18 protein-coding genes are annotated in these 13,343 nt (G+C 45.7%); 2 read left to right on the forward strand and 16 right to left on the reverse strand.

From position 1 onward, the window contains the following. Positions 1-123: 123 nt before the first annotated feature. The 5 genes from E5329_RS25640 to E5329_RS25660 form a co-directional block, all read right to left on the reverse strand. A complete protein-coding gene (locus E5329_RS25640; protein ID WP_135992069.1) occupies positions 124-654 on the reverse strand; it encodes a hypothetical protein in 531 nt (176 codons plus the stop codon). 97 nt (positions 655-751) lie between these two features. After that, a complete protein-coding gene (locus E5329_RS25645) occupies positions 752-1,189 on the reverse strand; it encodes an HTH domain-containing protein (RefSeq protein WP_135992070.1) in 438 nt (145 codons plus the stop codon). Between the two features lie 108 nt (positions 1,190-1,297). Beyond that, positions 1,298-1,843 carry a hypothetical protein gene (locus tag E5329_RS25650; protein WP_135992071.1) on the reverse strand — a complete coding sequence of 182 codons (546 nt, stop codon included), beginning with the start codon at positions 1,841-1,843 and terminating at the stop codon, positions 1,298-1,300. A gap of 155 nt (positions 1,844-1,998) precedes the next feature. Continuing rightward, a complete protein-coding gene (locus E5329_RS25655) occupies positions 1,999-2,568 on the reverse strand; it encodes a DUF3879 family protein (RefSeq protein WP_135992072.1) in 570 nt (189 codons plus the stop codon). 42 nt (positions 2,569-2,610) lie between these two features. Next, positions 2,611-3,033, reverse strand: a complete 423-nt coding sequence (locus tag E5329_RS25660) for a hypothetical protein (RefSeq protein ID WP_135992073.1) — start codon at positions 3,031-3,033, stop codon at positions 2,611-2,613. A 75-nt stretch (positions 3,034-3,108) separates the two neighbouring features. On the opposite strand from E5329_RS25660, the gene E5329_RS25665 reads away from it, so the two are divergent. Next, the gene (locus tag E5329_RS25665; RefSeq protein ID WP_330572360.1) at positions 3,109-3,804 is read left to right on the forward strand and encodes an ABC transporter ATP-binding protein; all 696 of its coding nucleotides are present in this window, start codon (positions 3,109-3,111) and stop codon (positions 3,802-3,804) included. Between the two features lie 10 nt (positions 3,805-3,814). Then, a complete protein-coding gene (locus E5329_RS25670) occupies positions 3,815-4,090 on the forward strand; it encodes a hypothetical protein (RefSeq protein ID WP_330572361.1) in 276 nt (91 codons plus the stop codon). A 10-nt stretch (positions 4,091-4,100) separates the two neighbouring features. On the opposite strand, the gene E5329_RS25675 is transcribed toward E5329_RS25670, so the two are convergent. The 11 genes from E5329_RS25675 to E5329_RS25725 all read right to left on the reverse strand — a co-directional run bounded on the left by E5329_RS25675 (position 4,101) and on the right by E5329_RS25725 (position 12,752). Continuing rightward, a complete protein-coding gene (locus tag E5329_RS25675) occupies positions 4,101-5,339 on the reverse strand; it encodes an ISAzo13 family transposase (RefSeq protein WP_275443753.1) in 1,239 nt (412 codons plus the stop codon). Continuing rightward, positions 5,321-5,935 (reverse strand): hypothetical protein, encoded by a 615-nt coding sequence (locus E5329_RS25680; protein ID WP_135992074.1) that lies wholly within the window; start codon positions 5,933-5,935, stop codon positions 5,321-5,323. The genes E5329_RS25675 and E5329_RS25680 overlap by 19 nt, the downstream gene beginning before the upstream one ends. A 139-nt stretch (positions 5,936-6,074) precedes the next feature. After that, complete coding sequence (locus tag E5329_RS25685) at positions 6,075-6,572, reverse strand: hypothetical protein (RefSeq protein ID WP_135992075.1); 498 nt, start codon at positions 6,570-6,572, stop codon at positions 6,075-6,077. A 193-nt stretch (positions 6,573-6,765) separates the two neighbouring features. Then, positions 6,766-7,548: a hypothetical protein gene (locus tag E5329_RS25690; protein WP_135992076.1), complete on the reverse strand. Its 783-nt coding sequence runs from the start codon at positions 7,546-7,548 to the stop codon at positions 6,766-6,768. An 80-nt stretch (positions 7,549-7,628) separates the two neighbouring features. Further along, complete coding sequence (locus tag E5329_RS25695; RefSeq protein ID WP_275443754.1) at positions 7,629-8,120, reverse strand: DUF3879 family protein; 492 nt, start codon at positions 8,118-8,120, stop codon at positions 7,629-7,631. Between the two features lie 14 nt (positions 8,121-8,134). Further along, positions 8,135-8,902 (reverse strand): DUF6033 family protein, encoded by a 768-nt coding sequence (locus E5329_RS25700; RefSeq protein ID WP_135992077.1) that lies wholly within the window; start codon positions 8,900-8,902, stop codon positions 8,135-8,137. A 58-nt stretch (positions 8,903-8,960) separates the two neighbouring features. Beyond that, positions 8,961-10,205 carry a M56 family metallopeptidase gene (locus E5329_RS25705; protein WP_135992078.1) on the reverse strand — a complete coding sequence of 415 codons (1,245 nt, stop codon included), beginning with the start codon at positions 10,203-10,205 and terminating at the stop codon, positions 8,961-8,963. Beyond that, complete coding sequence (locus E5329_RS25710) at positions 10,198-10,623, reverse strand: BlaI/MecI/CopY family transcriptional regulator (protein ID WP_135992079.1); 426 nt, start codon at positions 10,621-10,623, stop codon at positions 10,198-10,200. The genes E5329_RS25705 and E5329_RS25710 overlap by 8 nt, the downstream gene beginning before the upstream one ends. A 311-nt stretch (positions 10,624-10,934) precedes the next feature. Continuing rightward, positions 10,935-11,318: a cupin domain-containing protein gene (locus E5329_RS25715; RefSeq protein WP_135992080.1), complete on the reverse strand. Its 384-nt coding sequence runs from the start codon at positions 11,316-11,318 to the stop codon at positions 10,935-10,937. Between the two features lie 83 nt (positions 11,319-11,401). Further along, positions 11,402-12,148: a helix-turn-helix domain-containing protein gene (locus E5329_RS25720; protein WP_135992081.1), complete on the reverse strand. Its 747-nt coding sequence runs from the start codon at positions 12,146-12,148 to the stop codon at positions 11,402-11,404. Between the two features lie 64 nt (positions 12,149-12,212). Beyond that, complete coding sequence (locus E5329_RS25725; protein WP_135992082.1) at positions 12,213-12,752, reverse strand: flavodoxin family protein; 540 nt, start codon at positions 12,750-12,752, stop codon at positions 12,213-12,215. Positions 12,753-13,343 lie beyond the last annotated feature (591 nt).

Raw genomic sequence — 13,343 nt, forward strand, 5'->3', positions numbered from 1 at the left:
ATACATTGAAAAATACGGCTATTAAAAATGTCGATTTTTAATAGCCGTAGTAATAACACCTCTCCATATTTCTTCCTGTTCCCCAATCTAACAAAAACTGGAGAAACCGCCACACTGCTCTTACTATGCCCTTGCGTCAAAACCGCCCTGCATTTCCACAGCCCCGGTATTTATCTCCTGCCTTGCCGCCCGGAACGCATCATAGTAGGCAGCCTTCAAAGCCCCGTGTACCTGCGTCTCCGCCTTCGACTCCTTCTCATGCCAGCCCATGCCCGCCGTGTAGGTCAGTACCTCGTCGCCATTCCCGTCATACACATGGACAGCGGAACCCGTCCCCTCGGACTGGAGCTTGGCCTCATACGGCTCCCCGAACAGGAGGCACAGCCACCGCCTGTCAGCCTCCCGTATCGTTTTCATGTCCGCCATTTCCTGACTGACCTTCCCCATCAGTGCCGCCCTGTCCGGCGCGACTTTGGCGACCTCGCTTTTCCGCAGGGCGAGGAACTTATTTCCCATATAAACACCCTGCGCCGCATCCTCCCTGGCGTATTCGGCTATCTGCTCCCGGAGGGAGTCAGACAGCTTCCATTCTTTCCGGGATGATGCCTTTGGGATGTCCGCATGATGGCTTTTTGCTATTCCTGTTATATCCATGTTTAATCGCCTCTCTCTGTTTTACCGGAAAACCGGGGATGCCTGCCCTGCCTTGTCAGACTGTGGCTTATCGGGTGTATGCCGTCCGAAAGATCAACTAACAATTTATATTTTCTTGTTCGCAGTCTTTCAAGAAAAATCGTAATGACATAACTGTAACCACAACTTTATATTTTATATCTTCTGACACTTTCTTGGGTGGATTTGATAACATCCTCTCAATATTCTTTACCTCTACCCCTGCCATTTTCGCCACTGCCCGTTTAGACAGACCATGATAGGAAACAAGCACCTTCAAGAATGCACATAACTTTAAATCCTTATCCTCCACAGCGCTTAGATAAAGGAACGTAATCTTATTAAAGATGTTGAAACGGTATATAGGATCTTCTGGCAAAAAGCCAACATCCCCCTCAGACAGTTTCCTTATCTGCTCCATGGGCAACTGCAAATATTTAGAAAGTGTATCCATACTGAACTCATACATATCGAGAAGTTCTTTCAGTTGATCTGCCACATTATCTCTTTGATTCATATCATCTTACCCTTCAATTTTAATGAGAAAGTTTTTTAATCCGTCGGAACGCCAGGGATGCCTACCTTGTCAGGCTGTGGCTTATTGGGGACATACTGCCGATGGAATCTATTTCTTGTTCATAAAATCCCAATACGCCTGCATACTGTACTGATAGTATGCCGCCGCTTTTTTCTGGCTCAACAGTTTCATATCGCTAATCTGCTTTTGGAACATATCCATAAAATCTGTCCTGTCACTCAACCCCATCATTCCACTTTCAGGCGGTAATGATGTAAGCCCTCCATTCTTATCCACCTCCATATATGATTTCAAAGCCGTCATTTCCACTAATGAGGCATTCCGGGGATTTATCTTGTTGATATGTATGGTCTGCTCAAATTCATTTCCATTCTCATCAACACCTTTTGCAATCACTGTCGGATCATCCTCTGTTGATCCTTCCGCATATTTGATGTAAAAGGACAGCCCTGTCCCGTTACCGCCAGAGAACAGCATATCATCCGTTTTCATATAGACAATAGATGTATGTGGCTTTGCACCTGCCACATTGTTTATCTGTTCTGCAAAATTCTTTCTTACAGTATTCTGCTGTGTTTTTCTTGCTCCCTGCCATGCCGGATATCCTGTTGTTCCTATTCCGTTAATATTCATTTTTTTAATCCTCCATTATTTTTATTATTGCAGCCCCTCTGTCGGTCAGAGCCGCACCCGCTCCCTCGTAACAAGTCCGAGCGGTTCATTGCCTCACCTCCGGGCAGACCGCAGAGGCAAAGCATTATGCGTCTCTGCCGAATAAGGGGTATAGATTATATCTGTATATCCAGCCCTTTTGCCGTGCCGGATTTCCCGGACACCATTGACGTGATACTCTCATCTGCAAAAATCTCATCCAGCACATCAGACGGAATCGGCTTGCCATTCGTCCAGCCGGGTACTTTCTCCTTTACGGCACTGGCTACCTTGTTCGCAAAATTTACCTTCATCTGTCCCAAAGTCCAAGAGGTGGCAGAACGGTCTTCCTTCTTTATCGTTTTCAGGTAATTATTTATGGCCGCACTATATCTTTTCTGCTCTGCTTCGTTATCGCCCGACATACCGTTATACTTATAAAACGCATCCTTCACATCGTTATAGACAAACTGCTTCATCTCGTTTGACACAGGCATGATCCTTTTTCGGTTACTGCCCTTCGTTATCACCATGCCCTCCACGCCATGCGAATTTTTGTAATGACCGGTAAGCAAATCTTCCAGCGTATTCCTGCCGCCTGCACTAGAACGCTTTGCCCCAGCGAAAGGCATATTCGTGTTTGCTTTGCCTCCATTCATCCTTGATAAAAGCTGCCAGATTCCCTGGCTGTTATTTCCTATGCGCATGATAAAATCCCTCCTAGTTCTATATGGTCAAACATCTCGCTTTCAGCCTTTATCCATAAACGCATCAAACGCGCTTAGAATTTTCTGATACGATGCATAGCCCGCAAGATTGTGACATTCATACTGCATCTTTATCATTTCTTCCGCAATGGCATAGAAATTCTTCTTTTCAGCAAAAGCGGTAGAAAAACTTTCCGTCCCCTTTTCCGCCTCTGCCCCTATCCTTAATGCAGATATGCTGTCCAGTTTCTTCTCGTCCACCAAGTACGCCGCCAGCGCATCTATTTCTGTTCTTGTCGCACTTGCCGGGTCTACCTTTGCAGGGTCGATCAACTGCTCATGCTCCTGCCCGTCCGCTGCCCTGGTGACAACCCGCATGATCGGATTCTCAGCACTATACCCTTCTGCCTTATAAACCGTTACACAGCCGCCATCGGCCAATCCTCTTGAACACAGGCCACCCATTACGAGAGTATGTACTCCGTTAAAGCTGTTCTGGAAACCGGGTGCCATGTTTCTCGTTTTAGGGCTTTCCCTTTTTTGAACGGGCATATAAGCGCCATTGTTTATTCCGTTTACATTCATTGCCATAATAATCATCCTCCTTCAAAAAAATCTTACCTGCCGCTGTTTAATGTCCTTTCCACGATTGACACACCTACAAGCGGCAGCATCACAATAGACGGTGTCAACATTAAGAACCTTTCCGATTCAGGCGCAGCGGATTTCCGCAGGGATAAGCTGGGATTTATTTTTCAGGAATATCTCCTGCTTGACAGCCTTACCATTTTTGAAAATATTGCTGTCCCGCTTACCCTGCAGAAACTCCCGCCGAAAAAAATAGAAAACATGGTACGGAGCCTGGCAGAAGCATTTGGCATTGACCCACAGCTTAACAAATACCCAAATGAGCTTTCGGGTGGGCAGAGACAGCGGGCTTCGGCTTTGAGGACCATTGTAAAGCGGCCAAGTATTCTATTTGCCGACGAGCCAACGGGGGCATTGGATTCCAGTTCTGCGACAGATTTACTAAACACCTTGAAGGAATCAAACGAAGCCCTTAATACCACTATATTGATGGTTACACATAATGCATATGCCGCAAGTTTCGCTGATCGCATTTTGATCTTTAAAGACGGGTGCATTATCCGGGAGCTGTTCAGACAGAATGATGACAGGCGTACATTCTATGAATCCATCGCACGGGAAGTGGCAAAATTAGACACAGAAAGATAGGAGGGGAGAGATGCATAATTTATCTATGGCGCTTAAGAATCTGAAAAATAATTTTTCGTTTTACGCCCTCTACCTATTATCCGTTTCATTTGTGATCACTATCTTTTTTGCATTCACTTCGTTCTCCATGAATGCGGTCATGCTTGAAAAAATATCAAATAACGGACGGGTTGAAACGATGTGCAACACGATTTCCGTATTCCTCATGGCTTTTGTTGTTTTCTACATGTCATATTCAAACCGCTTCTTTTTACGCCGCCGCACAAAGGAACTTGGGAACTGTTAAAAAATAACTTTTAGTTTTTGGGTTTAATAATATAGTTCCATTTTCCAAGTGTTTCACAGGGGAAAATGCTGATTTGCGCTAATTCATCATCAGTTATTTTGTGACCAGTTTCATATACCTTCTCGTCAAGTTGACAGGTAATGGTCAGTCCCTTTTCCGTTGTTGTATTGGATATTAAACTGATTACTGTTTCAATATCAATTAAAGGCTGCCCCTGCCAGTTTTTTGAAATATAACAGAACATCCGATGCTCTATTTTGTTCCATTTTGATGTGCCAGGCGGATAGTGGGAAACCATAATTTCAAGCCCTGTGTCATTGGCTAACTGCTGCAGTTCGTATTTCCAGCTGCGGCTGCGGGAACTATTACTCCCACCACCGTCACACGTGATGTATATCCGCTTTGCCGCAGGGAATGCATTTTTCCCAATGGCATTCCACCAGCATGAAATGCTGGTTACCGCAAATTCAGGTGTGTCATGGCTTGTCCCAAGGTTGACAAAACCAGTGTTGTTATTGAGAACATAAACGCCATACGGTGCCGCTTTGCCTAATTCAGGAATCGGAAAATCATGGTCCAGCACTTTGCGGGGATTTTTTACTTCCCTGCACTCTGCGCCAGCATTTTTGAAATTGCCAATGTTTTCTTTTTTCTTTGTGTCAACAGAGATGACCGGCTCTCCATTCTCCAGATACTCATGAGCGGTATGGTCAATAAATTCAAACTGTTCATTACGGTCCGGGCTTGGTATGCCGACCTGCTCCATTTTTTGATTCACCTGTTTGCTGTAGCCCATATCTGTTAAAAGCTGTGATATCTTCACATGGCTGACAGTTATGGAATAATCTGCTTCGAGGATATCGCTGATTTTTCGGAGGCTAAGGGCTGATGCAACCCAATGCAGCTCCTTAGAGGGATCGCCATATGTATTGCCATCAATTATTTTTTCAATAGCTTCTGTAATGTTGGGGTAGGTTTCCGTTGTTGACTTGCGTCCAGCCCCTTCCCTGCGGATTCTGTTGCTGCAAATAACTGCATCATTTTTCGAGTCAGCATTTCCAGCAATGAGAGTTGGATATGTGATGCCAGTTAATTCAATAATGTGGGCCTTTCCACCGTTACCGTATACATCGGCAGCTTTACTCAAAAGAATGCGTTTACTTTTTTCATCTGATAAGCTGTTTATTAGCGAAACAAGCTCGTCAAACGGAACTTCATCTATAATATCGGTTAATTCTGTGACAGGCAACCACAGTAATTATAGGACAGGAAAAATGGGTAGCAACAAAATTCCCTTTCCTTTTCCCGTTCAGCCGGAATCCTCTCGCAAGCCCACCCGTATCCCGAACCGAGATACGTCAATACTTTTGTGCCCTGGCAGTAAATGTCCGCGCCATGTCCCCCGCTTGTCAGAACCGGGCAGGTCAGCGTTCCGCCCCCTGCCAGGGCAAATTTCTTTTCAACAAGTCTGTCCGTCCTCCCGTCTGCCGCCTCCAAGAAGTCAAGCAGCGTCAGTTCCCCGCTCCCGTGGTATTTCGGATTGCCACCCTGCCGCTTCAGCGCATTTTCAGCCTGCCGGTACAGCACCTTCCTGTCGGGCGATACGTCAGACATATATTCTGCACACAGCTCCGTCCTCCGCCTATGGATATATTCCAATTCTGCCTTGCTTGTAGTATTTGCAGCCCTCCGTGCCAGCTCCTTAATCTCGTCAGTAAACTCAGCCTTTGATTTACTGCTTTTCCCGGAACTTGGAATGATAGACCAGTCAGGCCCCCTGTCGCTCAATGGCATACTGTGTTTCGTATTTACAGAATTTACTGCACTTAAAGCCGAAATTCCCATGAGTCCACCTCAAAATTCATTTTCCAATCTGCGGTTCCTCTTCCAATCAGAGCTGCTCCTGCTCCCCGATTCCCCAATCTACCGGAAAACCGGGGATGCCCGCCTTGCCTTGTTCGGCTATGCCTTATTTGAAAAGCACCTATAGTTGCTCCAGCTTCTCCAAAAACTCCCTGTAAAATTCCCCTTCTTTGATACGGGCCTGCTGTACCTCTATGCTCCTGGGCGTATATACCCTTGGATGCTCCAGATCGTACAGCGCCCGTTTCGTTGCCTGGATCGCAGATTCAACCGTGTTTCCAAGGATGTCAAAATTCTCCGTTTCACCCTTAAGCTGTTTATTAAGCCGCTGCACCATCATCTGCAATATGTGGCTCATCATTCCGTTGCCCCGGATTCCCATGCCATTCGCATTTACTTCTTTCGCCGCATCCATCCACGCATCCTTCACTTCCTGCGGGGCATTGGGTCCGACCATCTCAAAGGCTTTCTCGTTCTGGTCAGCTGCTCTGCCCTGCGCCGCCTTTTCTTCTACCGTTTCCATGAATCCCACCGTTCCGGGTTCCACGCTTGTTTCCATCTTCCTTGCCGTGTATCCTGTCAGCGGATATTCCGCTGCCCCTATTCCATTTACACTCATCTCCAAATATCCTCCATTATTTATTATCACGGCTCCTCTGTCGGTCAGAGCCTCACCCGCTCCCTCGTAATAAGTCCGAGCGGTTCACTTCTCTTATCACCTACAGTCGCCCCTCGCCTCCGGACAGACTGCAGAGGCAAAGCATTATGCGCCTCTGCGGAATAATGTGTAAAGATTATATCTGTATATCCAATTACGCTTCTTTATGAATGCCAAACATACCATTCAGCATGGATAACACTTTCTCCATACCGCTTTCCTTAGAGCCGGAAGTCTTGTAGGCATCCCTCCATTCCTGTGCCAGCCTTTTCATTTTCTGCCCGGCTGTTTCCGGGGCATCTCCATCTGTCCCCTGCGGCTTTTTAGAGGCATTCTTGGAAAGCCCTTTCCCTCCTTCAGTTCTGAGCCTCTTAAACTTGCCCTCAATCATTTCCTTGGCATCCGCCCTGTCCGCCATCTTCTGGAATGCCCGGTCAAGCCTGCTTAATTCTTCTTCCATTGTCATTTTGCCAAAACCCGTCTCTGAATTTTCATCCTCAACATAACGCTCCCTTGTGCCGTTTTGGTAGCCCTGCACGATTTCATCATAAAGGTTGCCATATGCCCTGACGGAATCCTCCATCTGGTCTGCAATGCCGTATGCGCTGCCTGTCCTCTGCCCTTTCAGCTTTTCCAATTCCCCGGCCAGTTCACCGCCATAGGCGTTTGCAGATAGTGCGCTTGCTGCCTGTTTTGCCTGCCTTATAACGCTCTCCTTGTGCCCTTTTGCAACAACCCTGCCCGATATCCCTTTTTCACGGGTCTGTTTCCGATAGCTCTCAATGCCCTCCTGCGAAATGGAAACCTTCACCGCATTGTCCGCCTTTGGCTGCGGTGCATCTTTTTCCTTTTCCTGTGTGCTGACCGCCCTGCCATTCTGATACCAGCCGCTTGCTGCACCAGTCTGGCTTACATATCCCTCTATATTTACTGACATATCAAATCCTCCATTTCCAATTTTATGCCCTGAAGTCCACCCCGCCGAGTGTCCCGTCAAGCTGGTCTAAAATGCTCGTGTCAAAGGCGTCCCCCCGGTTTCCATCCCGGATTGTTTTCCCTCACCAGCTTCTCCATCCTTGTGGCATAATCCCCTGCCATACGCTGTAAAGTCCATGCAGCAGAATTATGTTGTGTCGAGGGGATTGTGCTTAAATATTTATTGATTACATCGGGCTGTTTACTTCCATCTGGCTTGCCCCAACCGTTTGTAGTGATAAAATCCTGTTTCACCACCTCTGCCAGTTCTGCTTTTACTTCATCTGATACGGACACAATTTTTTTCCAGCTTCCATTTGTTCCTTTGATGCATCTGTCGGCTTCTTCTTTTGAATGCCACGGCACACCATTTTCGTCATAATATAAATTGCTGTGCTTATACTTCACTCCGCCACTGACATTCGCACCCGCCTGGTTGGAAATACCTGCCTTATTCCCATTCTTCTGCGAAAACAGCCTGTTCACCAGGGAATATCCAGAAAGCCATTTCATATTGTTACTGCTGATATTCATATCTTCGCCTCCTCTTATATTTTCAAATCCAGATTCGCACCAACCTGTGGCTGATCTTTCACAACGGTTTTGCCCGCATCCTCTTCCTGGGCAGCTTCTATAATTGTCCGGATATCTGTATCATTCAGATAAACCGTTCCGTCTTTGGAATCAGCCATTTTTTCTTCCAAAAGCTGCTCTGCCTTGTTTGGAGCTGCTGTTCCATCCTCTGCCTGCTCTGTTTTCTTTTCTTCTAAAGTTTCCTCTAATTTTTCTTTCTTTTCTGCTGCCTTTTCTTTCGTTTTTTCAATCAGTTTCTCAGAGTTTTTCTTCCTCTCTTCCCGGAGCTTGTCGCTCATATTCAGCATAAAGTCATTTCTGACAAGGGCAATCTGGCGGTATTTTCCGTTTTCATCTATATAATCATGTTTAAATACCACACTCCATCCACTGGCATTCATTACGCTGTCCAGCATATTCACCGCCGATTCAACACCTCTGATCAGCTCTTTCATTTCTTTTTCCTTCTCCGGGTCATTCTGCATCTTTTCCAAAAGTTGCGGATTGATCGTCAATGTTTTACCGCTTTTAGCTGTTGAAAAAGAATTCCCAACCTTAAGTTCCACACTTGGAACAAGTTTTGCCAGTTCGTTCACATAATCTGATGTGCTTCTTGACTTGCTGTTTCCTGTTGTTTCTGATGTGTTTTCTGTTTCCTTCTTTTTCGTGCTGCTTGCCGCATTGCTTCCCGCCATGCTCTGTGCCGCATAGCTGCTGTAATTGTTTGTAATCTCCATCGCCATAATTTTTTCCTCCTTGATAATAAAATTATTTGAAATCCATTTCTTTTACATGAAATGCTTATAACATTTTAAGTAATCCAAAATACCAGTCGTCCGTGATGCTTTCATAGGGAATCCGCACTACTTCATCCTCTGAATTGTTTTCGTAAGTACAGCTCTCTGCTATGCCAGTTAAACCCGGAAGTTTATAAAACCCGCCGAAAACAATCCAAACCTCTCCTTCTGCATTGTTTTCTTTTAAAAAATCCTCAAAGGCTTGCCTTTCAACGTAAACGTATCTATCATCATATGAAATCATCCGGCTTAATGCCTCGGTATCATAAGAAATAATTTTAGGTTCACCGTCATAATTCCCGACCATAATATCCCGACTTTCATTGCACCGCGCATAGGAGTGTTTATGTACTGCCAGCAGCAGTGCCGCAATCACCAGAACGGCTATGGCTGCCATGCCCGCGCACATCCTTTTACGGTATGGGCGGAAACCTGCAATCTCACCCATCCGCCTTTTCATGTCTTCAAATTCCCTTTCCCCCGCATAAGTGACGGCAGGCGGCGTACTCTCTGTTCCGGAGCGCAGCAATTTCAGGGTTTTCAGCAGCACCATGCCATATTCATGCGCCGTCCTCCCGCTGCCCTGTATGCACACCCTGTCGCAGATATCCTCCATATCCGCCCGGAACTGTTTCTGGCAGACTGTCAGGAACGGGTTCGCCAATAAGAGGCACCGTAGGACATCCCATGCAAGCCCGAACCACAAATGCCCTAACCGGATGTGCGTCCGCTCATGCTGAATGACAGACCTTAATTCCTCCCTGCTGTAGCTCTCCAGCATTACCTTTGGGATGACGATCTTCGGTGCAAACAGCCCAACTGTAAACGGCGTCACATTCATGTCTGTAATCCTGACCTGCATATTATCCAGAAAAACCTTTTCCATTCCGGCAGCCGATTTCCGGAGGCGCAGCCGCTTTCCGAATATACAGACAGCGGCTATAAGGATGCCCGCCATATAAATGCGGTCTGCCCACAGGCAGGTCATGGTTCCATGCGTTATCCGGCCTGTTATTACCACCACTGCCTTATTCTCATAAAACAGCTTCAGCTTTCCAAGGAACGGGATGAGCAGGAAGGATGACCATAACAGCCCCCTTATGAATGTCCGTCTTGAAAAAAGCATCTTCCGGAGCAGCATCACAAGCCCAATCAGCACGAAGGAAAATGCCGCACACCGTACAAGCTGGGTCGTGTAATAAGCCGCACAGAAATCCAAAAGGCTGCCAATCTGTGACCAGTCAGGCATGGGGTCCACCCTCTTTATCTGTGGATTCTGTACCCCGCTCCCTGCTTTTCTCCAGAATCTCCTCCAGCTCTTTTATCTGTTCGTCCGTCAGTGCGAAGCTCTGCAGCAGCGCCGCCATCGCATTTGTCCCGCTGCCGGAAAAATAGCTGTCCACAAACTTCCTGCTCTTCTCCTTCACGCATTCCTCCCTTGACCTCTGCACATAATAGTGGTAAACCCTCGAATCATGCTCATCCACCGTGTAGCCGAGGATGTCCTTCTGGTTCAGGCGGTTCATCAGCACCCGCACCATCCTCATCGACATACCCACATTCCCCTGCATCCTCTTGTAGACCTCGGAGGATGTCAAAGGCTTCCCGCATGCCCACAGGACTTCCATAATCTGCCATTCGCTCGGTGTAATCTCTTCCTTTGCCATACCGCTTCCTTCCTTTCGTTTTATTTCGTCACTTTATATATCGGTCAATTATCGTTAATTATTAAGAGTTGTTGACGCTTTTGCGCGGAAGGCTCACATATCAACACACGAATATGGCATATCGCCATTCGTCCGATATAAGGCGGCGCAAACGTAAACCGCCGTGTAAGCATATTACCTCTGATTCCCCCGCTTTCCAAGTGATTTCCATTATCAGGCCGCCCGGCCTGCCTGCGGAAAAGGCAGACCGCCGCATATGGCGGATGATGGCCATAGTGCGGCGGTCTTGCTTATTATCCTTATTATTCAGTTCAACATAATGCAGGCATAAATTTGGCAAACAGATATAACCCCTCTGAACCTGCAGTGACTTCATGCGGTACGCCTGTCTGCATGATGGATATCGTACCGGCTTCATACGGAATAGTGCTGCCTGCATTCACACATCTCCCGCTCCCCTTTATCACCTCATGCGTTTCCAACTGGGGTTCATGGGTATGATTCCCAATACTGCAACCGGAAGCAATCCGCACCAAATGGTAGCTGAACTTCCCGTCTGTGTCCTTTGCCGTGATGATGTGTTTTAGTTCGACACCCTTAAAAGTCGGATGCTTTGACCATTCAATCCCTGCAAAGCCAGTCTCCTTTTCCGGCAAAACTAATTTTCCATTGTTAAACAATTCAAATGTATCCATTCTGCACCTCCGATAAAATATGTTATCTGTCTTACGTTTCAATCATATTCCCCGGAAGCAATCATGTCTTGTAAAAAATTGCCCTATATACTCTGCCCTATCAGTTTTTTAGAATGGATATATTCTGATGGGGATATCCCGACAATCCTCTGGAACGCTTTGTCAAAATGGCTCTGATCATAAAATCCCATTTCCGCAGCAATCCTGCTGACTGTCTTTTCCTCATCCAGCAGCCCTTGTGATTTTCGTATTCGGTTCTGGATACAGAACTGATGCGGTGTCATCCCGATACTGCTTTTAAATTTCCTTATGAGATAATATTTGCTGACAAAAATATCCGCCGCCAATGTTTCTATAAGCAGCTCCTGTTCCGGGTGGCTGGTAATTTTATCAGTCAGAATTTTTATGTCAGCATCCATGTCTTTTGATCCGTTATCCCGAAGACGGTAAACTTCCTTCACAGAAATCAGAAATTTCTCCCCCTGCTCTTTTCCAAAAATTCCCTGCCCCATTGCCTCCATTAACAACTCCTGCACAATACCCTCTGCTGTTTCTGAATCTGTCTCCTCAATAAAAGCAGTTCCTACACACATAGACAGCAGACACGCATCCCTTCCCTGACGCACGGAATGTACAGCATAAGGCGGAATGGCAAACACATCGCCTCTGCGGTACTCCACTTCTCCGTTTTCCAAGCAAACTGTCACCATTCCTTGCATGACCACTGATATGACATAATGCCCTACATGGTTATGGGAATCAAAATACTTATCAATATTCTCTGACACCACAAATTCGATTGGATACTTATCGCATTGATAATAGCGCATACTTCTTATACTCCTGCCGGTTCTTATTGTTCTTTAACAAATCTTTGAGTTATTCCAAATCTCATCATTTAATCGACAATCCCAAATCGTATGCTTCCTTCAGTGCCGCATTTCCTTTGATATCCCCTTTATCCTTAACTCCCCTCACAAGCACCATACCCGTATCTTCCAAATGGAAGAAATTAAGCACAAGCTGATATTGCAATTTTATTGCATCAAACAATTCTGGCAGTTCTGCCGCCCCAACCAGAAGTAAAGCAAGTTTTTTGATTGAAAACTCATTTCTCATGGGCGTATGCAGTCTGTCAATTACCGCTTTTAGTTCTGCACTAATGCCATAAAAATATACCGGTGATGCCACAACCACCATATCAGCCACTTTCAACTTTTCATATATCCCATCCATGTCATCATTTTGAAAACACTTATTCCCTTCTCTTGTAAAACATGAATTACAGCCAATACATGGATTGACCTTATAATCGGCAACAGATACAATTTCCACAAAATTATTTTCACGGGCTCCTTCTGCAAATGCCTGCGCAAGCAGATCTGTATTACCATTTTTTCTCATGCTCCCAACCAAAATAACAATATTGCTCATTGACTATCCAGCCTCCATATCCTTCTATTTGATTCTTGTGTTCTTTCTATTACTTCGGCAGAAAATCGTTTCCGCTAAAGCAAAACATCCTCTGAATTATACCATAAAAATTTTCTGTTTTTCACCCGATAGCACGAAATGACTATTTTTCAGGAGTGGAAAGCAAAAAAGAGCCGTCATCCAGCCCTTTTTACTATTTCATTCAATTTTTACCGCTTTGCCCATATACAAACACGGAAACTCTGTATATTATCACGAAAACTCCCAGCAAGTTTCCGTGATAATACAGTCAGTTTCCGTGTTTGTATAAGGGTTTTGCCTGCGAGTATCGACTTTTGCGTGATAGTATAGAGTTTTGCCTGCGAGTATCCGAGTTTCCGTGATAATAACCGACTTTTGCCTACGAGTATATACTATCAGGCAAAAGAACCCCAGAACAAAGGTTCGCACCCTCCCTAATGTAAAAATGCCCCTAAAAGCACACGGAAATAATGCAACTTTGGAACCTATGTAGTGCCAAAAGTGCCGTGTTTACGCAATGTCATTAACTTAAGGAAAAGAACAATACCGGATGTCTTTACACCCATTCAT

The organism is Petralouisia muris, from assembly GCF_004793545.1.
GTDB lineage: Bacteria > Bacillota > Clostridia > Lachnospirales > Lachnospiraceae > Petralouisia > Petralouisia muris.